The 23,156-nt window shown below is 66.2% G+C and carries 27 protein-coding genes and 2 pseudogenes; 16 read left to right on the top strand and 13 right to left on the bottom strand.

Annotation, left to right across the window (positions count from 1 at the left end; all coding sequences use genetic code 11):
* Positions 1-113: 113 nt before the first annotated feature.
* The 3 genes from AB0C20_RS24770 to AB0C20_RS24780 all read left to right on the top strand — a co-directional run bounded on the left by AB0C20_RS24770 (position 114) and on the right by AB0C20_RS24780 (position 1,672).
* Positions 114-434 carry a DUF1877 family protein gene (locus AB0C20_RS24770; RefSeq protein WP_357568824.1) on the top strand — a complete coding sequence of 107 codons (321 nt, stop codon included), beginning with the start codon at positions 114-116 and terminating at the stop codon, positions 432-434.
* 582 nt (positions 435-1,016) lie between these two features.
* The gene (locus AB0C20_RS24775) at positions 1,017-1,292 is read left to right on the top strand and encodes a HEAT repeat domain-containing protein (RefSeq protein WP_357568846.1); all 276 of its coding nucleotides are present in this window, start codon (positions 1,017-1,019) and stop codon (positions 1,290-1,292) included.
* A 23-nt stretch (positions 1,293-1,315) separates the two neighbouring features.
* A complete protein-coding gene (locus AB0C20_RS24780) occupies positions 1,316-1,672 on the top strand; it encodes an AEC family transporter (protein WP_357568825.1) in 357 nt (118 codons plus the stop codon).
* 184 nt (positions 1,673-1,856) lie between these two features.
* Here AB0C20_RS24780 and AB0C20_RS24785 read toward each other — a convergent pair whose 3' ends face one another.
* From AB0C20_RS24785 to AB0C20_RS24805, 5 genes and pseudogenes are all read right to left on the bottom strand, one after another.
* A complete protein-coding gene (locus AB0C20_RS24785) occupies positions 1,857-2,318 on the bottom strand; it encodes a hypothetical protein (RefSeq protein ID WP_357568826.1) in 462 nt (153 codons plus the stop codon).
* A 210-nt stretch (positions 2,319-2,528) separates the two neighbouring features.
* Complete coding sequence (locus tag AB0C20_RS24790) at positions 2,529-5,078, bottom strand: tetratricopeptide repeat protein (protein WP_357568827.1); 2,550 nt, start codon at positions 5,076-5,078, stop codon at positions 2,529-2,531.
* A gap of 194 nt (positions 5,079-5,272) precedes the next feature.
* A pseudogene (locus AB0C20_RS24795) lies at positions 5,273-5,461 on the bottom strand (FAD-dependent oxidoreductase); the annotation flags it as partial.
* Positions 5,458-6,096, bottom strand: a complete 639-nt coding sequence (locus AB0C20_RS24800) for an HAD-IA family hydrolase (RefSeq protein WP_357568828.1) — start codon at positions 6,094-6,096, stop codon at positions 5,458-5,460. The gene AB0C20_RS24800 and the pseudogene AB0C20_RS24795, both read right to left, overlap by 4 nt.
* Entirely contained in the window at positions 6,096-7,100 is a 1,005-nt protein-coding gene (locus tag AB0C20_RS24805) for a nitronate monooxygenase (protein WP_357568829.1), read from the bottom strand. The genes AB0C20_RS24800 and AB0C20_RS24805 overlap by 1 nt, the downstream gene beginning before the upstream one ends.
* A 147-nt stretch (positions 7,101-7,247) precedes the next feature.
* On the opposite strand from AB0C20_RS24805, the gene AB0C20_RS24810 reads away from it, so the two are divergent.
* From AB0C20_RS24810 to AB0C20_RS24820, 3 genes are all read left to right on the top strand, one after another.
* Positions 7,248-7,535 (top strand): helix-turn-helix domain-containing protein, encoded by a 288-nt coding sequence (locus AB0C20_RS24810; RefSeq protein WP_357568830.1) that lies wholly within the window; start codon positions 7,248-7,250, stop codon positions 7,533-7,535.
* An 80-nt stretch (positions 7,536-7,615) separates the two neighbouring features.
* Positions 7,616-8,182: a carboxymuconolactone decarboxylase family protein gene (locus tag AB0C20_RS24815; RefSeq protein ID WP_357568831.1), complete on the top strand. Its 567-nt coding sequence runs from the start codon at positions 7,616-7,618 to the stop codon at positions 8,180-8,182.
* Between the two features lie 17 nt (positions 8,183-8,199).
* Entirely contained in the window at positions 8,200-9,039 is an 840-nt protein-coding gene (locus tag AB0C20_RS24820) for a PhzF family phenazine biosynthesis isomerase (RefSeq protein ID WP_357568832.1), read from the top strand.
* Positions 9,040-9,271: 232 nt separating this feature from the next.
* On the opposite strand, the gene AB0C20_RS24825 is transcribed toward AB0C20_RS24820, so the two are convergent.
* The 3 genes and pseudogenes from AB0C20_RS24825 to AB0C20_RS24835 all read right to left on the bottom strand — a co-directional run.
* The gene (locus AB0C20_RS24825; RefSeq protein WP_357568833.1) at positions 9,272-9,682 is read right to left on the bottom strand and encodes a GNAT family N-acetyltransferase; all 411 of its coding nucleotides are present in this window, start codon (positions 9,680-9,682) and stop codon (positions 9,272-9,274) included.
* 373 nt (positions 9,683-10,055) lie between these two features.
* Complete coding sequence (locus tag AB0C20_RS24830) at positions 10,056-10,541, bottom strand: DUF4760 domain-containing protein (protein ID WP_357568834.1); 486 nt, start codon at positions 10,539-10,541, stop codon at positions 10,056-10,058.
* Positions 10,542-10,746: 205 nt separating this feature from the next.
* A pseudogene (locus AB0C20_RS24835) lies at positions 10,747-10,898 on the bottom strand (IS5/IS1182 family transposase); the annotation flags it as partial.
* 138 nt (positions 10,899-11,036) lie between these two features.
* On the opposite strand from AB0C20_RS24835, the gene AB0C20_RS24840 reads away from it, so the two are divergent.
* Complete coding sequence (locus tag AB0C20_RS24840; RefSeq protein WP_357568835.1) at positions 11,037-11,513, top strand: hypothetical protein; 477 nt, start codon at positions 11,037-11,039, stop codon at positions 11,511-11,513.
* Between the two features lie 755 nt (positions 11,514-12,268).
* Here the strand turns inward: AB0C20_RS24840 and AB0C20_RS24845 are convergent.
* Both AB0C20_RS24845 and AB0C20_RS24850 read right to left on the bottom strand, forming a co-directional pair.
* Positions 12,269-12,646, bottom strand: a complete 378-nt coding sequence (locus tag AB0C20_RS24845; RefSeq protein ID WP_357568836.1) for a hypothetical protein — start codon at positions 12,644-12,646, stop codon at positions 12,269-12,271.
* A 104-nt stretch (positions 12,647-12,750) separates the two neighbouring features.
* On the bottom strand, positions 12,751-13,152 hold the full coding sequence (locus AB0C20_RS24850) for a restriction endonuclease (RefSeq protein ID WP_357568837.1): 402 nt from the start codon (positions 13,150-13,152) through the stop codon (positions 12,751-12,753).
* Between the two features lie 604 nt (positions 13,153-13,756).
* On the opposite strand from AB0C20_RS24850, the gene AB0C20_RS24855 reads away from it, so the two are divergent.
* The 5 genes from AB0C20_RS24855 to AB0C20_RS24875 all read left to right on the top strand — a co-directional run bounded on the left by AB0C20_RS24855 (position 13,757) and on the right by AB0C20_RS24875 (position 16,406).
* Positions 13,757-14,080 carry a hypothetical protein gene (locus AB0C20_RS24855; RefSeq protein ID WP_357568838.1) on the top strand — a complete coding sequence of 108 codons (324 nt, stop codon included), beginning with the start codon at positions 13,757-13,759 and terminating at the stop codon, positions 14,078-14,080.
* 7 nt (positions 14,081-14,087) lie between these two features.
* On the top strand, positions 14,088-14,582 hold the full coding sequence (locus AB0C20_RS24860; protein WP_357568839.1) for a hypothetical protein: 495 nt from the start codon (positions 14,088-14,090) through the stop codon (positions 14,580-14,582).
* A gap of 256 nt (positions 14,583-14,838) precedes the next feature.
* Positions 14,839-15,342, top strand: coding sequence for a GH-E family nuclease (locus AB0C20_RS24865; protein WP_357568840.1), 504 nt, complete (start codon positions 14,839-14,841; stop codon positions 15,340-15,342).
* Positions 15,343-15,374: 32 nt separating this feature from the next.
* Positions 15,375-15,938, top strand: coding sequence for a suppressor of fused domain protein (locus AB0C20_RS24870; RefSeq protein WP_357568841.1), 564 nt, complete (start codon positions 15,375-15,377; stop codon positions 15,936-15,938).
* A 45-nt stretch (positions 15,939-15,983) separates the two neighbouring features.
* On the top strand, positions 15,984-16,406 hold the full coding sequence (locus AB0C20_RS24875; RefSeq protein ID WP_357568842.1) for a YbaB/EbfC family nucleoid-associated protein: 423 nt from the start codon (positions 15,984-15,986) through the stop codon (positions 16,404-16,406).
* Between the two features lie 565 nt (positions 16,407-16,971).
* Here the strand turns inward: AB0C20_RS24875 and AB0C20_RS24880 are convergent.
* Positions 16,972-17,517 carry a hypothetical protein gene (locus tag AB0C20_RS24880; protein WP_357568843.1) on the bottom strand — a complete coding sequence of 182 codons (546 nt, stop codon included), beginning with the start codon at positions 17,515-17,517 and terminating at the stop codon, positions 16,972-16,974.
* 263 nt (positions 17,518-17,780) lie between these two features.
* Between AB0C20_RS24880 and AB0C20_RS24885 the strand changes: the two genes are divergently transcribed.
* On the top strand, positions 17,781-18,188 hold the full coding sequence (locus AB0C20_RS24885) for a hypothetical protein (RefSeq protein ID WP_196926093.1): 408 nt from the start codon (positions 17,781-17,783) through the stop codon (positions 18,186-18,188).
* A 192-nt stretch (positions 18,189-18,380) separates the two neighbouring features.
* The gene (locus AB0C20_RS24890; RefSeq protein WP_196930068.1) at positions 18,381-18,875 is read left to right on the top strand and encodes an SMI1/KNR4 family protein; all 495 of its coding nucleotides are present in this window, start codon (positions 18,381-18,383) and stop codon (positions 18,873-18,875) included.
* Between the two features lie 919 nt (positions 18,876-19,794).
* Here AB0C20_RS24890 and AB0C20_RS24895 read toward each other — a convergent pair.
* Together AB0C20_RS24895 and AB0C20_RS24900 are read right to left on the bottom strand one after the other, a co-directional pair.
* The gene (locus AB0C20_RS24895; protein ID WP_244200459.1) at positions 19,795-20,157 is read right to left on the bottom strand and encodes a VOC family protein; all 363 of its coding nucleotides are present in this window, start codon (positions 20,155-20,157) and stop codon (positions 19,795-19,797) included.
* A gap of 127 nt (positions 20,158-20,284) precedes the next feature.
* On the bottom strand, positions 20,285-20,764 hold the full coding sequence (locus tag AB0C20_RS24900) for a GNAT family N-acetyltransferase (RefSeq protein WP_357568844.1): 480 nt from the start codon (positions 20,762-20,764) through the stop codon (positions 20,285-20,287).
* 182 nt (positions 20,765-20,946) lie between these two features.
* On the opposite strand from AB0C20_RS24900, the gene AB0C20_RS24905 reads away from it, so the two are divergent.
* Entirely contained in the window at positions 20,947-21,156 is a 210-nt protein-coding gene (locus AB0C20_RS24905; protein WP_357568845.1) for a hypothetical protein, read from the top strand.
* A gap of 621 nt (positions 21,157-21,777) precedes the next feature.
* Complete coding sequence (gene uppS / locus AB0C20_RS24910; protein WP_357568847.1) at positions 21,778-22,560, top strand: polyprenyl diphosphate synthase; 783 nt, start codon at positions 21,778-21,780, stop codon at positions 22,558-22,560.
* The last annotated feature ends 596 nt before the right edge of the window (positions 22,561-23,156 follow it).

The following is a 23,156-nucleotide window of genomic DNA, read 5'->3' on the forward strand; positions in this document are numbered from 1 at the left end:
GTCCAACTCCCCGTGCCAACGATCGACATCAACGTCCGTCACAGGCAGACCAACGAACGCGAGCCGAACTCGATTCGCCTACTGCCGTTGCAGTACTAGGCGCGGAGAGGTTCGTGGAGCTGCCAGACGTCGAGCCTGACAGCGAGGAGATGTTCGATTTCCTGGAGAACCTCGACGACGACTGGGGCTACGGACCACCCTCTTATCTGACGCCAGTCCAAGTAGCGACGGCCGCCTCGCGACTGGCCGCACTCACCGAAGACAGCCTCATTCGGGGCGTCGACCCGCAGGAGTTGAAACGGGCCGACATCTACCCCGGCCCCTGGGAAGGACCCAGCGAACTTACGTGGGTGGCCCACTATCTGCCAGGCGTCCAGACCTTCTTCGCTGCAGCCGCCCGCGATGGTGCCGCGGTAATCTGCTGGCTTGACTGAACGGCGGCTCAGCCGCCGGAGCGCCGGTAGCGCCCATGTCAGACAGAGGAAGCCGCGTCCTTCGCCCCACGGATCGCGGTACGCCAACCCCAGACCCTATGGACGGCCCCGACACCCGAGTCCTCGTAGTGCGACGGCAAGTTCGTGTCGACAACCCCCGCCGCCACCACCTGAAGTCCTCCATCGGTGAAGACCTCAATGCGCGTCAGGCCCTGCTCCCGTACAGCCAATCCCGCAACGTCGTCCTCGGTAGGCGGTTCGTCGCCACGCCACGGCAGGATCCCGGCGATGGACGTGGTGAGCGACCCCGGCCCTCGACGTTGAAGGTCGACCACCTGAAGACAAGCCCAACCAGATGGCTCACACGGGACAGCGATGAGATCTCCGCGCTCCAACTGGCGACTGCTGCGAGGCGAGAAAGGAAAGGAGCGGCTGGGCATGCTCACATCCTCCCAAAGGCGCGCACACCGACATGAGCGGACGTGCTGGCCGCCGACCAAGACGCACAACTGCGAGTCCAAGCCCGCGACAGCGCTGGCGAAGGCGGCTGACTCGGATCCCCGCGTTGCGCCGCAACTCACGATGCTGGCACGAGACGGCGAGGCCGCAGTACGAGCGGCGACCCTCAGCGGACTCGCCAGCGCCGATGGCGGGCTATCACTCCGGGGGCGGCTCCTGATCGAATTGGCGGACGACCCAGATCCAATGGTCCGTCAGCGCGTCGCGGTCGTGGCACGACACCTCGCGCCCGACGCTGCCCCGGACATCCTCCACTGGTATACCCGCGACCCCAACCAGACCCTGCGCCAACTCGCCGCAACCGAACTGGGCCGACTAGCCAACCCCACCGCTCGCTGACCCGGCAGCCCACAGTCAGCAATTTGCTGGCGAGACTGTCGGGCGCCGCGGTTCCGGCCGCCCTGGTCGCGCTCGGCGCGTCGATGCACCGCACGGCGCCGTCGCGGGCCGAGCCGGCCGAGCTGGCCGAGCTGGCCGTGATCACCGCGCTGAAGCTCGTCGCACAGTCGGTCATCGCGTACGCGGGCGGGCTGGCCTTGCACCTATCCGCGCCGCAGTTGCTCGCCGTGGTGGTGTGCGCGGGCCTGCCGACAGCGCAGAACACGTTCATCTTCGGCCAGGAGTACGGCGTCGGCGAGGCGGTGGCCAACCGGGCGGTGGTGGTGACCACGACGATGTCGCTCGCCACCCTGGCCGCGGCGGCGGCGCTGCTCGGGTAGGTCCGTCAGCTGACTCGTCCAGCAATCATGTCGAGTCACGCCGACCATGGCGCTGGCGGCCGGGTCTGCAGCCACGATCATCGCCTGATGATTCGGCGGGCGATCTCGATGCCGTACTGGCCGTGAGGGTGTACGGACGGCTAATGCGCTATGTCGTCGGCAGATGTTCGCATCAGGTTGCGTGTTAGTAGAAGCCGCGGAAGATGCCTTCGCCGTTCGCATTGTCGGCAAAATCTTTCCAGTCCATGTTCGAAATCGTGAGGTTGTATTGAACCGACCACATCTCGGACGGCAGGACTCGGAACGTGGCACCGTACTGCGGCCCCTTGCCCTGGTCCTCTAGATCTTCCACGTAGTCGTAGAGGTTGACTACCAGGATCGGCCGATCAGGGTGGGTCAGCGCCTTCGTGTCGACGAGGAAGGCAACGGCATGATTGAAATCCGCGGGCACCACCTCCAGGAGCTGCGACGGCGTGATCCCCTCGAACGCACGATCATCGACGAATGCAACGCAAGCGGTGAACCCGTCTTCTGTCTGCGGTTCAGCGATCGCCGCCTGAATCGCTGTCCATTCCTGTGGATGGGCAAAATCGGTACGGATGACCAGGGATACGTCGGAACTCTGGTGCCACATGCGCTCATCCACGCACGGGAGGATAGGCCACCGGCAGCTGAGCGGACGTCACCCAACTGACGGCCGGGAGCACCATGGCTGACATCTTCGGTGCCGCCGAAGAGGTCTCCCAGCAAGAAGCGAGATCGTGCCAGGCCTGCTGCCGGGTCGACACCACCACTACGTATGTCCGCCGAGCCTTCGGGAGGTTGCTGCCGCTCTGGCGGCCCTGACCAACGAGCCTCATCCCCCGCGCCTGAGCTGAAACCATCGAGGGGCAGGCCTAGTGGCTACGTCCAGAGGCTCGATCAGTTTGCGACGGGTGTCGGTGGTGTCGGGATGGTCGGTGCCCAGCACCCGTTCGCGAACCGGTAGTAGCGCGGCGAATTGGGCCCGGGAGCCTTCGGCGTCGCCCGCTCTCCCCGTCCAACAGGCAAGTTCGTGCCGGCTGCCCAGAGTGTCGGGGTGTTCCGGGCCTTGGACGCGTTCGCGGACGGGGACGAGTGCGGCGAACAGGTCTCGTGCGGCCGCGGCGTCGCCCGCGGCGCCGATCCAGTAGGCAAGGCCATGGCGGGTGGCCAGGGTTTCGGGATGTTCCGGGCCGAGGACGTGTTCACGGATGGGCAGCAGCACGGCGAACTGGTCGCGAGCAGTGGCGGCATCGCCCGCGTATCCGATCCAGCGCGCCAGGTCATGCTGGGCGTACAGGCAACCCGGGTGCTCCGCACCGCGTACCCGGCGGCAGCTGTCCACTACGTCGATGAGCAGGTCGCGGGCGGCCGTGGCGTCGCCTGACCAGCCGGTCCACTGGGCCAGCCGATGCCGGGTGGCCAGCGTGTCCGGGTGTTCGTCGCCCAGTACCCGTTGGCGGACCGGTAGCAGCGCGGCGAACTGATCGCGGGCGGCGGCTGCGTCGCCGGCCCTGCCGGTCCATTGGGCGAGCCCTTGCCGCGACGCCAGGGTGGCCGGATGTTCTGCGCCGAGGAATCGCTCCTGGACGGGCAGCAGTGCCGCGTACTGATCGCGGGCCGCCACGATGTCGCCAGTCTCCCCGGTCCAGCGGGCCAACTGGTTACGGGTGTCAAGGGTGTCCAAATGGTCGGCGCCCAACGCCCGATACTGGGCGGACAGCAGGGCGGCGAACCGATCGCGGGCGGCCGCCGGATCGCCGGCGAATCCAATTGTGTATGCCAGGCGGAACCGGGTGGTGAGGGTGTCGGGATGGTGTGCGCCCTGCTCCCGTTCTCGGATCGACCGCAGGGCGCTTAAATGGTCGAGGGCTACGGCGTACAGCCCAGTGGCGTTGAGGTAACGGGCGGCGTTTTCGGCGATGCGAGCGGCACGAATGATCAGGTCGGTGTCGGTGGTGCGGGTTGCCTCATTCAGTAGGTGGAAGGCATGCGGGGCAGCGGCCTGCCACTTTGGCCACTGCCCGGAGTCGTCCGGGTCGCCGTCGGCGAATCCGGCCAGCAGTGTGACCGCCAGGCTCAACTGAGCCAGCGGATCAATGGTGGCGCGGATGAGCGGATGGACGCGCAGGCTCGCCGAGTCCGGATCGCCATTCTCGACGGTGATCAGGCCAAGTGTGGCCAGGGCGCGCAGTAACTCCTGTGTATCGCGGGGATTCAGCGGTGATCCCAGCAGCCCGGTCGGAATCGGCGCGTCGGCGAAGGTTGCGAGGAGCCACATCAGCGACCGGGCTTCAGGCAGGCCGCGACTGTCGAGCAGGTCGAGCGACATTTCCCAGGTACGGCTGACGGCCCCCCCGATGGTGGACTCGCCGAGCGGATCGATCGCGGTCTGATAGGCCGCGAAGGTGGTCGCGATGCCGGGTAGCCGCAATAGCTGTGCGTCGGCCAGGGCTCGGCCGGCCAGGCCGAGAGCCAGCGGCAGGCCGCCGAGACGCTGCGACAGTGCGGCGGCCTCCCGTACGCCGCCCGCGTGGTTCCCGGCATGTTCCAGCAGTACGGCGGCACCGTCGGAGGCGGACAGCATCGTGATCCGGTGCATTCTGCACCAGGAGGTGTTCCACACCTCGGGGTCACCGTCGCGAGTCGTGACCAGTAGGAGGCCCCGACGGTTCGGTACCGGCCGGACCCACCCCCGTGCGGCCGTGACCGGCTCGCCGTCCAGTCCCAGCAACCGGGTGTCGTCGGCGTTGTCGATGACTAAGAGCCAGCGTCCGGGAACGCCGGACAGCAGCCTCCAGAGCAGATCCGGGGCGCCGGTCAGCCCGGACCAGGCTCGCTGAATGTCGTGATCGGAGGCACCGAGATCGGCGACGAGCTGCCGCATTCCGGTTTGCAGGGCGGTGGCGTTCGCCGCCGAGACCCACCAGACTTTTCCCTTGCGGTCGGCGAATCGCCTGGCCACCAGCTGAGCGACAGTGCTCTTGCCGGCACCGCCCATGCCGTGCAACACCCGTACCCGCGCCGCTGGCTGGTACCACCGGCGGACGAGCCCGGCGAGTTCGCCGACCAGTTCGTCACGGCCCCGCGTGAATGCGGCCGGCTGCGGCGCGGTCAGCGAGATCATCCCTGGTGTGCCCGGGGGTGCCGCCACGGTCGGCGCTACGCCGCGGGCCGGCTGCTGTCGGCGCAGCGCCAAGGCGCCGAGAACAACTTGGGCCATCCCGAACGCCAACCCAGCTACCGCGATGAACCCACCGGTCCAACCCGCCTGCCCGTTGGCCTGCGCCCGGGTTGTGGTGAAGAGCCAGTACCCGCCCATCAGCAGGAAAACCGCACCGCTGAAGAGGAAAATCCACCGTACCCATCGACGGTTTCCTATCACGCGTGGATGGTAGCGGGCGGGCTACCTGCGTTTCGGCACAGTGCGAGGACCGTTCCTGTCGCTGGGCCAACCACCTCCAGAACCAGCGACAGCTGGTTCTCGGTCTGAATCGCATCCGGGCAGCCGCCACAGCAACAGGTCCCGCAGACCCGGGTTGGCGTGCAGCAATTCGGTAAGCCCACGCCGGTGCTCGAGGCGAGTTCGGCGTTGCGCAGGAGCGCCTTGGAAGGGATGCAGCCCACGTTGAGGCAGACGCCACCCCAGTACCGTCTCTCGACGATGGCTGTTCTGAGCCCGAGCTGAGCCGCGCGGATCGCCGCGACGTAGCCCCCCGGGCCCGCGCCGAGGACCACCAGATCGAACTGCTCGGTTACCTCGTTCATTGTCGAGTCCTGTTCAGCCAGTCTGTGAAGAGGGGAATCGTGTCGCTGAGGGTGTCAACACAGTGGTGTGCGCCGGTCAGTTCGTCGGCAGGGTGTGTGGTGCGGACCGCGATGACCGTCATGCCGGCAGCCCGGGCTGCTTCGATACCGGCGGGAGCGTCCTCGATCACCAGGCAGTTCGCTGCTGTGGTGTCGAGAAGGTGCGCGGCGCGCAGATAGCACTCGGGGCCCGGCTTGCCGCGCCGGACCTGGCTGCTGTCGACCAGGACGGGAGGATCCGGCAGCCCGCCCGCGCGCAGCCGCTGCATCACGGTCGCCGTCCGGCCGGACGTGACCACACCCCACAGGTGACCGTCGAGCAGGCTCAACACGGCGCCGGCGTCGGGGTAGACGGGGAAGGCGTCGCCCTCGGCGGCCATGATTTCTCGGACGAGCCGGTACTCGGCGTCAGCGTCGAGGTGCGGTGCCACCAGCGCGACGGTGTCGACGGGCCGGCGACCGTGGGTATGGGACCAGACCAGGTCCGGGTCGAGGTGGCGCAGCGTCGCCCACCGGCTCCAGATTCGGCGGTACGCCGGATAGGAGTCAACCAGCACGCCGTCGACGTCGAACAACACCGCGGACGGAACGGGCATCACGTCGTCGGGCTTTGCAGCAGGTCGACGGTGGCGGCGGCCTGACCGGCGATGTCGTGCAGTAGGCGGGCGGCAGGCAGGACGTCGTGGACGAGGCTCACGGACTGGCCCGCGTACAGGGCCATGGCGGCCAGGTCACCGGTCATCCCGGGCAGCGGCATCAGGTCCCCGTATCGAGGATGGTTCTCGCCAGACGCGTCGACGGCGACGACATCACCCTCGCCGGGCCGCAGTGGGGCAGGCGGCGAGCCGGCCTCCTGCCAACGCTGGAGGGTCGTGTTGCGCAGTGCGCGATGCGTGGCGTTCGGCCATCCGCCGTCGAAGCATAGGGTGTGCACAGTGTCCGCCGCGGTGGCCGCAATCAGGCGCTGCCGGTACACCTCATGGATGGCGGCTTCGACAGCGGCCAGGAAGCGGGTGCCCAGCATGGCGCCCTGGGCGCCGAGCGCGAGCACTGCCGCGACGCCACGCCCGTCCGCGATTCCTCCTGCAGCTATCACTGGCACCGGCCCGACCGCGTCGACGACGGCCGGCACCAGGGACATGGTGCTCGTGCCGCCGCGGACGTGACCGCCTGCCTCCCAGCCTTGGGCCACGACGACCTCTACCCCGGCCCTGACGGCGTGCACGGCCTCGGCGATGTCGCCGATCGTGTGCAGGTGCAGCGCCCCGGCCCGGTGAATCCGGCCGTGCACCGTCGACGGGTCGCCCCAGAAGGTGGAAATGATCGGCAGCTTCTCCTCCAGGCACACGGTGAGCAGATCGTTCACCGGGAGGTCGAGAACCAGGTTCGCGCCGAACCGCCGGGTGGTGAGCTCCCGGGTACGCCGGATGCTCCGCCGTGCCTGATCGGGTGTCTGCCACGTCAACGCCAGCATGCCAAGACCGCCGGCCTCGGACACCGCCGCCACCAGTTCCGGTACTGCCGCGGAACCCACGGGCGCCTGAACGATGGGCAGATCGATGCCCAGCCGGTCGCACAACGCAGTGCGTAGTCGCCTCACGAAGCCGCCCCCGATCGCTTCGGAAATAGAATCATCGCATGGGACGGTACTGTGTCGGAGTTCGAAGCATCAAGAGGGGCGGCACAGGCGGTGACGGCACCAAGGCCGGGCCAGCGGGTACGCGGATCGAGCACCGGACGGCCCCTCATGGCCGCCCTCGACCTGTTCGGGCGTCGCTGGAACCTGCGCATCATCTGGGAGTTGCAGCATGGGCCGGTCGGCTTCCGCGCGCTGCAGCAGCGCTGCGACAACATGTCATCCAGTGTTCTGCGGCAGCGGCTGACCGAACTGCTCGACGCCCACCTCGTCTCTCAGAAGCCGGATACGTCCTACGAGCTCACCGACCTCGGCCGCGGCGCCTACCAGGCCTTGCGCCCGCTCGTTCGCTGGTCCGACGCGTGGGCCTCGGCCTTGAGCGTGGACGACGAGGTCTGAACCCGCTAACCATCTGCCCTGGCGCTTCGGGAGCAGAATCGCTACCGTGCTTCTGAATCCGAAGCATCTGGAGTCTGGTCATGGCTCGCATCCCAGCGCTCGAACCGCCGTTCACGCCCGACGTGGAAGCACAACTCGCCACGGTGATGCCGCCTGGCATGCCTCCCATCGGCTTGTTCCAGACGTTCGCCAAGAACCTGCCGATGACCATCGCGATGAGCCATTGGGGCCGCTATGAACTCGGCCGTCAACTGCCCCTAGCACTGCGCGAGCGGGAGATCATCATCCTGCGGACATGCGCGCGCTGCCGCTGCGAATACAAGTGGGGCGTCCACCTCATGGCCTTCGCCGACCACACCGGACCTGCTCGGGATGAGGTAACCTCACTCACCCGCGGATCCCCTGACGACCCGTGCGGGACGGCCGGCCGTCAGGCCATGCTCATCCGGATGGTTGATGCCCCGCACGACTCATCCGACGTCGACGACGATCTGTGGCAATCCGCGTGGGAATTGTTCGACGAGCGGCAGCTGCTCGACGTGGCACTGCTGTGCGGGTGGTACCACACGATCTGCTTCGCCGCCCGCACCGCTCGCACCGACCTCGATCCCGGTGCTCCTCGCTTCGCCGACGTCACGGCCGCCTGATGGTCGGCCCACCAGTGGTGGTGGTCAACGCCTGTACCCGCCGTGGAGGAGGCGGTAGCCCCACCGCAGTGGTGAGCGACGATGGGACGCTCACCGACGACGACCGGCGCGCGATCGCCCGCAGGGCCGGCACCACCCACTCCGCGTTCATCGACACCAGCAGAGCGGATACGCCCAGGGTGCGGTTCTTCACCAGCGCCGGGGAACTCACGAACTGCGGGCATGGCACCATCGCCGCGCAGGCCGTCCTGCTGCACCGCAGCGGTGCCATGGACCACCACGGCCGCCAGCGCACCGGAGGCCGCACCTTCGCCACGACCGCCACCCGGCGCCCTGACGGCATCGAGGTCTGGTTCGACCAAGGCGTCATCGCCCTGTCGGACGATGTCGACGCAACCGGCGGTGGCATCACCGCGGCCCTCGGCCTGAAACGAACGGACATCGCCGCCGACGTACGGGTCGCCTCGTCCGGCACGCCACGACTCCTCGTCCCCGTCCGGGATCGCCACACACTCTTGTCCATGCAGCCCGACTTCGATCGGCTGGCAACCGAGTGTCGACGACGCGGCTATCTCGGCTGCTTCACCTACGCGCTGTCGCCGACCGCACGAACGGGCGCCGCCCGGATGTTCGCCCCAGCGATCGGCGTCGACGAGGACATCGCGAACGCCAACAGTGTCGGCTGCCTCGCCGCCCACCTGCTCGACACATCCGGCAACGGCGCAATCGAAATCCACCAGGGTGACACGCTCCAAAGCCCATCATCGGTCTTCGCCAGCGCGACACACACCGCAGACGGCATCGTCGCCAGAATCGGCGGGCTGGTCGACCTGGGCCCGTCCATCGATCTCCGCTGACACCGGGAATCAGTTCCCGGGCACGGGAGCAGCGACGTGAGGATGACACATCGGTGGGCTACCGGGACTTTGGACGTATCCTCGGCCCCGTGATGGGACCGACGTCTCGGCTGCCATGACTGCTCGCTGGTTGACGACGATTCACGGGCGTCTTTTGCCCCATGTCCCCTAGCACCACCGTCCATCTGCGCGCCAGCCGCCTCTACCCACGACTGGCACCCCAAGCCCGTCTCTAGATGCCGCCTTCGACTGGCGCAAAGCCGCGGGCCAGATAGTTCGCCAGCGCCTGAGGATGATCCCAACTTGAGGTATGTAGCCAGACCCGCCGAGTTCGCTCGCCAAGCTCAGCACTGCCCTGCGGACCCTGCAGATTCCATGCGGCCTCCGTCAGTAGCGACAAGGCCCAACCACCGCATCCATGCCCTGTCCACTCCGGTCTGAGGCCGAAGGCGTCCAGTTCCACCTCCGGCCCTGAATGCCAGCGCAGACAGCCCCAACCAGCCAGCTCGTCGTTCACCTCGATCCACCAGTGACGCAACGCCGGGTCGCTGAGCCATTCGATCCAATCCCAATGTGACCAAACCAAGCTCGACCATCGATGCGCCAACGCAAAGCGATCATGCACCTCACGCAGCTGCGACAAGCTCGCCCCGGCCGGTCCTTGACCGGCACCAAAACCAAGCCATCAACAGCCCTTGCCCACCGAAGCTAACCAGGACTCGTCATTTGGAGGTATGTTTTCACCTTGTCGGACTCCATTCCTGTCCTTTCCCGGGTTAGGGATGAGGGCTGCGTGACGAGGTCACAATGGAACGGCTCCTAGATTTTGCCGCAGCCTGATCTACTGCGCCGCCTGCGACCAACGAATGAGCGCAACCATCGCGAACGCGCTTTCCGCGGCATGATAGTAAGCTCGCCACCCGAACCTAAAAGCGAATAAGTAAATGGGGTGCAGCTGCCCGGATAATGATCGCCACGGCTTAAGAAAAGGTAGATTCAGCTGCTTCGGCGGCGGCCTATTCGCGCGTTGACGGCAGTGCCCGTCGGGCCTCCCAACGGCCTGCCAGCCACACCAGGTTCCCCCAGTAGCTCTCGACCCGGTACCTGTTCCGCAACTCGGCGATATGCGGGCTCGCTATCTCGCGGATCTCCAGGATGGACGCTCCCCAGTTGTCGACGATGAAGGTCTCGTCGGCCATATTGGCACGAACGAACATGCCCGCCACGTCGAAGCCGTTGCAACGGACCGTGACTGCTGACTTCTGCTCCTCGGTCCACTGACTGTAGGGCACTTCGATAACCGACGGCAGTACCCGGGCGGCGGCCCGCATTTCGGGCGAGGTTATCAACTTGACCACTTCCATCGTGCCTTGAACCTGTTGTGAACGGTATGCCGCCTCGACCTGCCGCCCAGCGTGCCGGGCCTGGCGAGCTCCGACCAACAGCGCCAGCGCAACGATTAAAGTGGAAACGACTTGGGAGATGGCGACGACAGTATTCACGGCGCCGATTATTGCTCATACCAGGCCGTAGATCGAGTGCACTCAACTCGGCACGGCGCCCTACCGCCTCCGCAGGGCGCCAACGTTTGACGCCTTCGGGCCCGCCGGAGAGGTCGCCGGTCAGGAAGCCCTGCTCAGAGGTTCGCCAGTGGGACCTGGGTCTCAGCTCGCGGAATCCGTACCGACGCCACCCCGGCGACAGGCAGAGGTCAAGAGCCCACTGCCGGCCCGGCCGACCGTCGGCGACGCCGTCACCCCCACGCTCAGCGACCAACCTGACCAGCTTGCCGAAGTGGCAGGCTGCAACCCGGTGAACGGAAAGATCCACTCCGGCCGGGCCGCCGTGATCACCTGCATCCAGGCATCCTGACCGATCGTCCTCAGCAGACAGACTCCGGGGTTACGAGACATCCCTTAGCGACGCGGTCGGAAAGGTCGGCAGGCTGAGGGTGCCTCCGGGTCGAAGAGTCGGGCCCACTGGTGGAGAATGCGGTCATGACTGGTGCGCCTTGGTGGGCTGTGTCTACAGTCACCGGCTTCTTCACGCTTGCCGGTGTACTTCTCGCCCAAATCAACGCAATTGTAATGGACCGAGCCCGGCTCCATCGCGACGACGCACGCCGATGGCATGATGATCGCCGCGCCGCCTACGTGCGGTATCTGAGTGCTACCGATGCTGCTGTGCGCTGCATCCTTGCTGAGACGATCACTGATCGTAATTCTGCCAAGGAGGAGCAAAAAGAGGTGGTGGCGGAGCTAATGAGTGCGCTGAGTGATGCGCGGACCGAGATCCAGTTAGTGTGTTCTGTCGATCTGTACAACATCGCGCGCGAGTTATTGGTGGAAGTCGAAGTTTTAGCATCTGTTGCGCAAGATGAACGAAGTGAAAGGGATCAGGCTCAGCAAAGAGTGGCCGACTTGCGTCGTGCGTTTCTCACTGTCGCAAGAACGGAACTTGGCGTGGGCGTGTAAACGATCGATGGCGGTACACGACGATGCTCTTATCGACATGAGCGGAAGCCGCCCTACCGCCTCTGCGGGGATGCCAACGCCGACGCCTTCGGATCCGCCGAAGAGGCCACCGTTCAGGAAGCCCTGCTTAGAGGTTCGCCAGTGGGATCTGGGTCTCAGCTCGCGGGACCCGTACCGAGGCCACCGCGACGACATCCAGAGGCGGGCATCGATGTGGACTGACCTCGTGGCTGGCGCCGGCAGGCCTCATTTCAACAGCCGTCACCAGCCAGTCGGGAGGCTGGAGGCTTGACCTCTTCGGTATCCACTGGGAGGTCACGCCGCACCGCTCGATCTCCATCACCGCAGGTCGAAGCCCCTGGTCCCTGTCCGGCATCGGTGAGCACTTCGGGCGCGGAGACCTCTTCGCCAACCTGCACCCAATCTGCTCCCAGTTGCAAGGCCAGCGCAACCAAAGGCTCCTTACCGCCTTGACCTGCGCACACTCCCCCGCCAGGTGACATAGAGCACCTTCGACCCATGCGCAGAACTGCGGAGCACTCCGCGGTGAAACAGGATGCTCCACCCACTCTGACCTACGGAAACGTGGAGCCGCAGCTAGGGATGGGTGCAGTTGAGGGCCATTCGACGCCGTTGAGCGCAATTCAAGGCCGTTCAGGGCGCCCTGCTGCTCCCAATCTGCTCCCCCTGGGCTCCGAACCGAGCCGCTCGGCCGCCGCCAGACCGTCCACAGAGCGGAGCCACGCCGCGTATCGCTACAACTCGCACCAATGTACCGCGCGAGCAGGGTGACCGGTGCGAACAAACTCCTCGACCACCTGCCAGGCGCGATCGAGATCCAGCACGAAGTCGACACTGAACTCGACCAGGTCGTCCATCACCAGCACTTCCGCACTCGCGTCCGCGGGCTGATCCGCGACCAGCAGAGACACCACACCGTCATTCGACATGAGATGGACGACCGCCGCAAACCCCTTGAACCCCAACGCGCACACGGGGAACTGGGCACCGCCCGGGACCTCGAGGTAACCCTGCCCCTGGGCACGTAACTCACTGAACCGCTCCGCAAGCTCAGCGACACCTGGCCGCTCAGTCGAACGAACGTCCCAGACGTGGGAGACGAAGCGCTCCACGAGATGTCCACCCTGACTCCTCCTCAGGGGCCCTACCGGCGGCTGATTTGGCGGGTGCTACCGACGTGCCGTCCCGACCTGGCGTTAACCGGGATAACCGCCCCTCAGGGGAGGGTTCCTGGTAATCCATGACGGGCCAGCAGGTCCACCAGTTCCGTTCCACCAATGAGCGTCAGCGGCTTGTCCTGGACGAATTCGTAAGAGCCTGGGCCGAAGCCCGAGGTAGTGACGAGGATGCCTTTCGTGGCACCCCGATGTTGAACTACGCCGTACAGGTCCCGCACGACGCTTGGCGAGACCGTCGCACGGTAGCGTTTGACCTGGATGACGATCAGGCCACCTGTGATTGGGTCAGGATCCTCCGCGATGACATCGACGCCCTCGTCGCCGCTGCGCGCCGTGGTCATCACCTTCCGGTTGCGGGTGCGGAACAGGTCCGCGACCAGGTCCTCGAACTGTTCGGGATCCATCTCGTGCAGGTCGACGTCGGCGGTCCCGTCGGGCATTGACACGGACGGCGCGTCTGTGACTGTGTCCGATCGACGCCGGGCCGCACCGCAACCAGGCGATCCGGCTGTGGAGAGACCTGGCCCCGTAGGGCCGCGAGGCAGTTGCCGGCATCAACAACTGTCAGGTGTATCCCACGCAGGTCTTCGCGTCGGACCATTGCTGTTACCAGGCAACGGTCGGCGTCTTGTCCTGTCGCGGGGTCTCGCCCGTGGACGTATCCGTTGAAAGCGACCGAGTCCACCTGCCCGAGATAGTCGGAGCGGAACACATCGGCGATCACTCGCAAGGCGCTTTGACACAGCACGTCCCGGTAGAGGGCCGTTCGTTGCCCCGCCGGGAATGCGATCTGCTTGTACTCGTCGGTGGTCTTGATGTACCGGTGGCGTGGCCGATCTTGATTGGGATCCTGGCCGGGATGCCGCGTCGGCATAGCGCCGCCCGGTTGCCGGTGGGATCAGCCTCGCCGCTACTTCCTCGTGGTGCGCACCCCATACCCCCCCGCCGATCCTCCGACGCGATCGGGAGAGGCAGTCGACTGACCCTTGTAGACTCCTCAACCGAGAAGAGCGTCGATGTAGGGCAGTCGGACAGGGGGACGCTGTGGCGGGATTCGACGTGGTGCCCGAGCCGCTGCGGGACGGCGGCACGCGGCTAGCCGAGGCCGGCGACCGGTTCGCCGATGCCTTGGAGACGCTTGAGGCCACGCTCGCCGGTTACGGCGAGCCGTGGGGCAGCGGTGACCTGGCTTCGCTGATTGGCCCCGCCTACCGGCAGACCGCCGAATACATCATCGGCTGCCTGTACGTGGCCGCCGACGAGATGGCGATCGGCGGCGACGACCTGGTCGGTATGGCGGACGCGTACGAGGCGGTCGAGGACGAGGTGGCCCAGATGTTCACCTCGATCAGCGGGCAGCTCGGGTAGTCCGCGAGTGGGACTCGAGCTTCCCGGCGAGCTGGTCACGGCGCTGAGCTGGATCGGGTACGACTGGCCCGACGCCGACGAGACCGCGCTGTTCGAGATGGGCCAGGCGTGGCTCGGCTTCGCCGACACCATTGAGCAGACGGTGAGCGACTCAACCGGCGCGGTGCAGCCGGTGGTCGCGCAGAACAGCGGAGACGCGATGGATGCGTTCCGCGCCTGGTGGGAGGCGTCCGACAGTCCGGTGCCGGCGATCGCGAGCGGTGCCACGGCCGCGCTGGTGCTGGGTGCCGGGCTGATGGTCTGCGCCGCAGTGGTCCTTTTCCTCAAGGTGCAGATGATTGTCCAGCTGATCATCCTCGCGGTCCAGGTGGCGCAGGCAATCGCGACGGCGGTTGCCACGTTCGGCGCGTCGCTGCTGGAGATTCCGGTCTTTCAGGCGATCGCGAGGGCCGTCGTCGGCATGCTGATCGACCAGGCGATGGGAATGTTGCTCGGTGGCTAGGCGCAGGGGCAGCGGCGGCAACAGCTCGGGCGGCGGCAGCTCGTCGAGTTCGGGCGGCTCCGGACGGTCCTCCGGCGGAAGCTCCGGGCGAGGGCGCCAGGACCCGCCGCAGCAGCCGTCCGGCGGCGGGCCCCTGCTGCCGGCGGCCGGGGCGCAAGTCCGGCCCAAGCGGCGTAAGTACCGTCCCAATGATCCGGCTGATCCGGCCGTCCTCGCGGTGGATCGCCCCAAGCTTCGTACCACGACCAGGCGTGCCGTGTTCAAGGATGCCAAGCGGGCGTCCAACGGCGAGGACTTCGTCTGCCCGAACTCCGGCGCGATCATTCCATGCAAGCGGGATGACCACGGCAACGCGCTGCTGTTCAACGACCGCGGCCAGCAGGACCCGAACGGGTACACGCACCCGGTTGACAACCCGACCAGCGCATCCGGCGAGCCTGCGGTCTACCACTTCGGGCACAAGGAGGACTCCGAGTACCGACGGCTCGTCAAGGTCGTCGAGGACCATCCCGGCACGGTGACCAACAAGCAGTTCCGGGACGAGTTAAACGAGCCTCGGCACTTTCAGGTCGAGCACCCGCCGACGAACGTCGCCCATGGATCGGAATCCACAGAACCCGGCTATGGTCACTACAGCCATATGGTGCCCCAGCAGACCACCACGACAGATAGCACAACGGCGGCCACGGACAGCGGCGGCTCGTCATCGGCCGGCTCGACCCAGCCGATGGATACCAGCCGGCCCAGACTCCGACGATAGTCAGCGGCCACCGGGGCCGGGAGGACCCTCTGATGACCGAACGATTCGCGGACTTTCTGCCACACCTAGAGCGCTACCTGGGCGAGGCTCGGGAGTTCGAGGAACCGACCGCCCTCGGCCGTAACCGCGGCTATGGCCTTTTGTTCTGCTACGCACCGAACAGCCTCGTCTCGGTGGTCACCAATGGCCTGCGGTTCCAGCGGATCACCGTGGTGCTGCCGCAAGAGTTGGTCTGCACCGTACACGCGGAGCAGCGGAAGGAGGCACACATGCTCGTGCCTTTGACCACCGAGATCGTAATGGGGCGCCGGGCCGGGCTCGGCCTCGACGAGGTGATCATGTCCGCGGATCCGGGCCCGGTCGTCCCCGGCACCGAGATCGCCGGCGTCGTGGCTGGCACCCACCCGTACACCGCCGATGGTTTCGACGCCCTGCCGGACTCCGACGGAAAGTCGGAGCTACAGCTGATCACGCTACTGCCGGCGACGCACGCTGAACTCACCTACGCCAGAAACAACAGCATCGACGACCTATACACCGCGTGGGAGAACCAGGCCACCGATCTGCTCGACATGCACCGACGTTCGGCGGTCTGAGCCGTACCCCGCATCCGACCACGACCCTTGGATGGTGACCGCATCGTGTCCACCCACCACAGCAACGAAGACCTCGGGCAGCTCCTGGAGACGCTCCGTTCGACCGTCCGCAAGAACGTCGCCCTGTCCCCCGCCGAGCCGGTAATCGGCACCGGCACCGGCGCCGCCGGCATGATCGAGGTCACCGCCGTCACCGGCGGCCAGATCGAACGCATCAGCCTCGACCCCCGTGCGATGCGCGTGCCCTCCGAGACGCTCGCCGAAGAGCTCCGCGACGCCGTCAACGAGGCCTTGCGTTCCCTGCAAACCTCCACCACCGCGAAGGCCGCGCCGCCCATCGACCCGAACGCACTCACCGCGCAGCTGGAGAAGCTGCAGGAAACATCGGTACGCCAGATGAGCGGCTTCATCGAGGCGATCGCTCTGGCACAGAACCGGCTCTCCGCCCGCCGCGACGAATCACGCTGACGATCGCCTCATATGCCCAGGGTCGGGCGGCTCTGTTGATCTCCAGTTCGCGGTCGCCGTGCTCGACGGCCAACTCACCGACGACGACTACGTGCCGGCGTGCCGAGGCGAGGTAGGTGTTCGGCTGCCCGGCGTCCGGGCCATCGCTGCTGCAGGGGCTGCACTCTGGCCGAAACTCGGTAGCTCGACGTTGAGGCCGAGATTGCCGTGCTGGTGTTGCTGGCCAGCATGCCTCAGGACCCTGGATTGGCGGGTCGGCCGTGCCCCTTCTCCCGTCGGCGGTCGCTGCGATTGTCCGCAAGGCATGTAGTACCGTCCCTGCCCGCACGAACGCCCTTCGACATGTGGATCGCTGGACGCACCGCACCCGCTGCTGCGCTGCTACGCCTACAACCCTCTGCCCTACAAGCCATTGCCAGCTGGTCGACAGCGTCGCTTACACGATCGCCCTCGGCGGCACCCACCGACGCATGCCAGCTGACGGGCGGAACCCCACTAGGGCGTGTCCTGCTGATCATGACACCAGTGACGGCGGCGACGGCGCGAAGGTTGGGGCAGGTCAAGCCTACTGCGGACCGGCAGCGCCGTCGTGTCCGGATTGAGCCATCTTCCAATGCGGTGGGCGGCCGTTTGCTCCGCCCAACCATGTCGACAGCGGCCCCTGATTCCGTCCTACGGATCGGCGCATGGCATTGACCAAAGCCAGTTGCGCTCGGGCCGGTGCCACCATCACTTGCTCGAACTGGTCCTTTGACAGTGGTGCGGTCGTCGTGTCCACCGCCGTGGTGACGTCCAACAGTTGCTGCACCGCTTGGCCGAACTTGTCGATCTCGGCGGTGACCGCGCTCGGGGCGACGAGGCTGGCTGACATCAGTGCGGCGCTCCATGCCCCCCAGTCATAGTCCCAGCCCGTGCGTCCCAGGTGAGCGCGCCGCAAGATCATCGAGAACGTGGCGTACTCACGCAGGAGGTCCTGGTAGGCCATGAGTTGCCGGTCCCGTAGCCAGTGTCGGTCCTGTGCCTGGCGGGCGAGCATCCCGCCGACGAAAACCCCGACGGTCGCCGAGAGCGCGCCGCCAACTGTTGTGACAACGATATCCAGCAACGCCATGAAACCTCCCCGTGACGGTCGGGCACGAGCATCGATGATCGCGGCCCTCGTCGTCAACGCACGAGACGAGTTGCAGAGCGCGAGCCGACGGCGGTGTTTCACCACAACCCGCTAGGGTCCTGTCCCGTCAATCATGGAAGCCAGATGATGGCACACTTACCGAGCGGGCCCCGGCCGTTTACACGCCCGAGCGGATGGCAGGGATCGTGGTGCAACGACCACGAGTAAACTGCCCGAGTTGGCTGAGCACGCCGGAGGACGCCATGAGTTGGGATGTTCTTATCTTCGACGCCCCGGCCGACGCCAGGTCGGTTGACCAGCTTCCGCAGGACTTCAATCCGCCGCCGTTGGGAACCGGGCCGGATGTCAGGCGGTGGCTACTTGAAACCCTTCAGGACCTCGATCTCTCGGATCCTGAGTGGGGGCGCTTGGTCGGCCCGACTTGGCACATCGAGCTCAACATCGGGTCGCACGACCCCGTTGATTCGATCATGTTGTACGTGCGTGGAGGCGGCGACGACGTTCTGGCCGTTATCGCGCGGATCGTCGCCTCGGTTGGTGGTCGCGCTCTCGACATCTCGACCGGCGAGTTCCTAACCGGCGAGCCCACTCAGACGGCTGGATGGCACGGCTTCCAGCAGTACCGGGACCAGATTCTTCGCGGCAGCTGACGCCTGCAAGTCCGGGGCAACGCAATCGTCACCCATAAGTGGCCCGTCCGCCGCTGCGATGCGCGAGCGACCCGCAACCAGCGCACGCCAGTCCCGTGGAGCAGGCAGCCCCGGGCGTGCCACCGCGGACCGCATCGGACTGTGGAGCTGAAGTTGTTTCTGCAACTGGCGCTGAGCGACTACCGTCAGCGCGTGCTCGGTCCCACGATCGTCTTCGACACCTCCGGTCCGCTGGAAAGCCCGCTCACAGCCGAGGTTCTGCGGGAGGTGGAGGCGCAGCTTGGACGCAAGCTACCCGCTGCGTACATCGACCTGGCCCAGCGACACAACGGCGGGGTGTTGGCCCGTGGCGCCCACCCCTCGCCCAGCCGAACCTCGTGGTCCGCAGACTATGTGGCTGTGTACAGACTGGCGGCCATCGGTCGGACTGCTTCCTTCAGCCTGTGCGGCGAGCTCGGGAACGCGTTCTGGATAGCGGAGTGGGGCTACCCCGACATCGGCCTCTACATCGCAGACTGCCCCTCAGCGGGCCACGACATGATCGCCCTCGACTACCGATTCCCTGGCAAGCCGACAGTCGTACACGTCGACCAGGAGTGGAACTACCAGATCACGGTCATCGCCCGCGACTTCGAGACGTTCCTAGGCGGCCTCGTCGACGAAACCGAGTTTGATGGAGACGATTGATCGCCCGCTCGGCACCCGCACAGCGACCCTGAGTGCAGAGTGCGCGCCCGCCACTGGCGCCTTCGGGTTCGCCGAAGAGGTCTCCAAACTGAAGGGCCTGGTCAGGGCGCTGCCCGTGGGATCGGCGTCTCAGATGACGGAACCGTGACGGACTCCAGCAGGCTCGCCCGCAATGCTTCACATCGATCTACAGCAGACCTACAGGCGTGGCGTTAGGCGAACCGAGACACCGGCCGGCACCAGCCATCCCGGAACAACACGCCTGACCACTTCGACCTCTACTGGGAGGTCACCCCGCACCGCTCGACCTCCATCACCCCAGGTCAAAGCGCCTCGTCTCCGCCCGGCATCGGTGAGCACTTCGGGCGCAGAGACCACTTCGCCAACCTGCACCCAATCTGCTCCCAACTGCAAGGCCAAGACAACCAACGACTCCTTACCGCCTTGACCTGCGCACACTCCCCTACCAGGCGACATAGAGCGCTGTCGACAGCTACGCAGAACCGCAGAACACTCTGCGGGAAACAGGACGCCGCACCGGCTCTGACCTGCGATAACGTGGAGCCGCAGGCAGGGGTGGGTGCAGTTGAGCGCCGTTCGATGCCGTTGGACGCAGTTCAAAGCCGTTCAGGGCACCCCGCTGCTCCCAACCTGCCTCCCCAACCCGGCTCGCACCGGCTCGCCGACCGCCGACCGCTCGTAAGCTGCCGGCCAGTGCTTTGGCTGGCACCCAGCGCTGGCCCCCACAGCCGCATCGGTTGATCGGGAAGTACGCTCACGATCGCCGCGCATTGTCAGCGGCAGAAGAGTGTGTCGACGGCTCCACGCTCTCGCGGCCGCTTGTGATCAGTGTGCAACGACGACGGTGCGTACGACGCCATCAGCAGGCCTCGGATGCTCGGTCGAAAGCCCAACCGGATCACACCCGGTAGTACTGCACGACGCAGAACTCGTTGTCCTCCGGGTCGGTCATGACGAGGACTGCGCCCTCTTGGTAGTCATGCCGTTCACCTGTCCACCGCCCGCCCAACATCCCGATCCGATCGACCGCTTCGTCAACGTCGGTAACGGCGATGTCGAGGTGTAGTCGCGTCTTGCCGGCCTTGGGCTCCGGGACCGGCTGGAATGTCAGCACCGGGCCGCCCCCGGCGACAGTGACGCGCCGCCAACCGGGAAGAGACTCCGTCACGCGTCCTCCAAGCACCACAGACCAGAAGTCAGCCAGTCGCTGCGGATCCCGGCAGTCGACCGTGACTCCGGCAAGTCGGCCCAGTGTCTCCACGACACCGACCATAGCGACGATGTGCAGCCCGCTCCCACTAGGGAGCACTCATCTCGGCTATCGCCGCTGGCCGAGTTGCTGGCGACACAGGCGGACGAGCCGGTACCCCCGGCGGTTCCGGTGCAACTCAACTGGACGGCGTGACCGGGGACCGCATGCCGAGCCACTGGTCGGCGTCCCAGGCATGGAACCTTTCTACCTCGGTAAACCCCAGCTTCGCCGCGAGGCGCATCGAGCCGACGTTGGCGGTCTGGGTGGCGAGCACCACCGGCTCACCGGGAAGGACATGGTCGAGCCAGCCGAGTGCCGCCGCGCACGCCTCGACGGCATACCCGAGTCCCCACGCCCGCGGCAGAAACAGGTAACCGAGATCGACCTTCCCCATAGCAGACGGGCGGTGCCTGGCCGGTCTCCTGAGCAGGATCTGGCCGATCATCATTCCGTCGAGATCGACGACGAAACTTCCCGGCCACTGCTCGGGCACCTCGGGCAGTTCGCGCTCAAGCACGTCGCGCGGGCGCGGACCGCCGAGATAGGTATGCACCTCTGGCGAGGCAAGCAGCTCGATGAACGCCGAACGGTCCCGGGCCTCGGTCTCACGAAGCACGAGCCTCTCAGTCCTGATCGGCTCAGGCGGCCAAGCCACAGATCCAAGATCTTGCATCCGCGCACGCTAGCAGAACGTCCAACGCCCCAACTCGATCAAAGTTCCGGGGCCACAACGTTAGGACCAGATCGACGTCTGCGGCCACGCCCAGCTGCCCTACCCGTGCCCCCGGAGACCGCACCATGAACTCCCACATCAACGATGACCCTGCCATCCCCGACCCCGAAGAACGCGCCGCACGTAATACCGCTCTCTTCAGAGACAACATCGAAGCCGGCTTCTGGGATGACGACGGCCGTCCCGCACCCTGGCCCGACGACATCGACGAGTGGCAACAACCCGCCACCACCAACCCGTGGCACTCCTGCCCGGAGACCAGGTCAATTCCATGAGCCGAACCCAGGCCAATTAGATGAGCGCCCACACCGCCCTGCCCCAGCTGTGTGCTGAGGGCGCCACCGTGATCTGGACCAGGGCGCGGCGGGACTCGGACCTGACACCAGCAGTACGGGAGTGGCTTCGGGATGCCGGCTTCGTGGAGCAGGCATTCCACGCCCCGGACGACGTTCGATTCTCTGTCGGCGTGCACCGATTCGAAACTCCGCCACAGGCTTTGGATCCTGCGGGAAGCCTCTTCACGTTCCTGCACTGACAGCAGCTGGCCTGCCAGCCAACGTGCCCGGTTGAGTTGAAGCGGAACTTGGAGCCGCTACGCCGCCACCAGCGGGAATGGTCCTCGGCACCTGCTCACGGGGCGTCTCAGGCTGCCATCGTTGGTCGCTGGCTGACGACGTTTGACAGCGTCTTGTGCCCCCTGTGTGCCCCACGCTGCCAGGATCGGCCAGACGTACCTCAGCCTCGCCCGGCACTGCTTAGCGGTGTCGCCGAAGTACGGGTGTTCCGGCCGGGCACCCCGCCTTAGCTACGTCGGTGGCTACTCAGCCTGCTGGGAGTCGTTTGATGCATGAGCAGCCGGGCCAACGCCAGCGTCGATGAGGTGGTTTCATTTGATCATGATGCAGCCCCTACGCCGTGCCGCCTACCGGGTCTACGCGCACCGCCTCCGCACGCAGCTCGGCGGTAAGTCGCTGCCACGGCACGTAGCCATGGTTATGGACGGGAATCGCCGGTGGGCCAGGCAGGCGGGCTTCGATGACCCCGGAGTCGGCCACCGGTACGGCGCAGAGCACATCCACGAGGTACTGGCCTGGTGCGCCGATATGGGCATTCATCACGTCACTCTGTTCGTCGCCTCTGTCGATAACATGCGTAAGCGGGCATCCGAAGAGGTCGAGAACCTGATGCGGATGATTGAGGAGGTCGTCGCGGAGCCGCTTCTCCGTCCGTCCAACCCCTGGCAGCTCCATTTGGCCGGCCGCGCCGACGTCCTACCCGACTCGACACGACACGCACTGAAACTCGCGGAAGACGCCACGCGTGAACGCGGTGCCGACTTCCACCTCACGGTCGCCATCGGCTACGACGGCCGCGAGGAGATCGTCAGCGCAGTCCGTTCTCTCCTCGAACAGGAAGCACAGGCGGGCGCCACACTGGAAGACGTCGCGCAGCGGCTAACCGCCGACGATCTCGCGGCGCACCTGTACACCGGCGGTCAGCCCGACCCTGATCTCGTCATCCGTACCAGCGGAGAACGCCGCATGTCCGGGTTCCTGCTCTGGCAGGCCGCCTACTCCGAGCTGTACTTCTGCGACGTGTACTGGCCAGGCTTCCGAAAAATTGACTTCCTCCGCGCCCTGCGCTCCTACTCGGCCCGCAGCCGACGATTCGGAGCGTGACCAGCTCCACATAGCCAGCGATGATCGGCTCGACGCTGTCCACAATTCGCGGCGGCGCAGGCTGCGCGGCTTCGTCGGTCATGTGCCCCGTGGTGATCGACTCATCCGCCCACGGCAGTCACCCCACCACAGCGTCGAGCGAGATCCGGGCCATGATCGCCGTTAGGTCAGCGAGGGGCCGCGTCACCGCCGGGACCGCACCAATGGTCTCCAGCCTGAAGGTCCTGGTCAGGGCACTGCCCGTGGGATCGGTGTCTCGAATGACGGAACTACGGCGGACTCCAGCAAGCTCACCCGCACCGCCAAAGCTCCAGCAAGCTGTTTGAGGCGACCGCCGCAGGTTCACCCACCACGACGGTCACCGCCAACCCCGATGGCCTGGTCGAATTGACCCAGAGCGCCGTGCCGACTCGCAAACGTATCGACGGCCAGTGGAAGGACCTTGGTCAGCCCTTAACGGAGGGCCGAGGCGCTAACGGATGGTGAAGGTCAGCGGGTTCCAGATGCCGAGGCCGCCGTGGGAATCGTGGACCCGCACGGTGAAGGTGGACGACGTGCCGGCCGACAGGGCCGTCTGGAACTGGTAGCGCTGTCCG

The organism is Micromonospora sp. NPDC048843 (assembly GCF_040649965.1).
GTDB lineage: Bacteria > Actinomycetota > Actinomycetes > Mycobacteriales > Micromonosporaceae > Micromonospora > Micromonospora hortensis.

Coding starts and splice junctions, on each gene's coding strand:
- AB0C20_RS24905 (WP_357568845.1), top strand. CDS start 20,947: ATGAACTCCCACATCAACGATGACCCTGCCATCCCCGACCCCGAAGAA.
- AB0C20_RS24840 (WP_357568835.1), top strand. CDS start 11,037: ATGACTGGTGCGCCTTGGTGGGCTGTGTCTACAGTCACCGGCTTCTTC.
- AB0C20_RS24870 (WP_357568841.1), top strand. CDS start 15,375: ATGACCGAACGATTCGCGGACTTTCTGCCACACCTAGAGCGCTACCTG.
- AB0C20_RS24885 (WP_196926093.1), top strand. CDS start 17,781: ATGAGTTGGGATGTTCTTATCTTCGACGCCCCGGCCGACGCCAGGTCG.
- AB0C20_RS24815 (WP_357568831.1), top strand. CDS start 7,616: ATGGCTCGCATCCCAGCGCTCGAACCGCCGTTCACGCCCGACGTGGAA.
- AB0C20_RS24880 (WP_357568843.1), bottom strand. CDS start 17,517: ATGGCGTTGCTGGATATCGTTGTCACAACAGTTGGCGGCGCGCTCTCG.
- AB0C20_RS24850 (WP_357568837.1), bottom strand. CDS start 13,152: ATGCCCGACGGGACCGCCGACGTCGACCTGCACGAGATGGATCCCGAA.
- uppS (WP_357568847.1), top strand. CDS start 21,778: ATGATGCAGCCCCTACGCCGTGCCGCCTACCGGGTCTACGCGCACCGC.
- AB0C20_RS24800 (WP_357568828.1), bottom strand. CDS start 6,096: ATGCCCGTTCCGTCCGCGGTGTTGTTCGACGTCGACGGCGTGCTGGTT.
- AB0C20_RS24810 (WP_357568830.1), top strand. CDS start 7,248: ATGGCCGCCCTCGACCTGTTCGGGCGTCGCTGGAACCTGCGCATCATC.
- AB0C20_RS24775 (WP_357568846.1), top strand. CDS start 1,017: ATGCTGGCACGAGACGGCGAGGCCGCAGTACGAGCGGCGACCCTCAGC.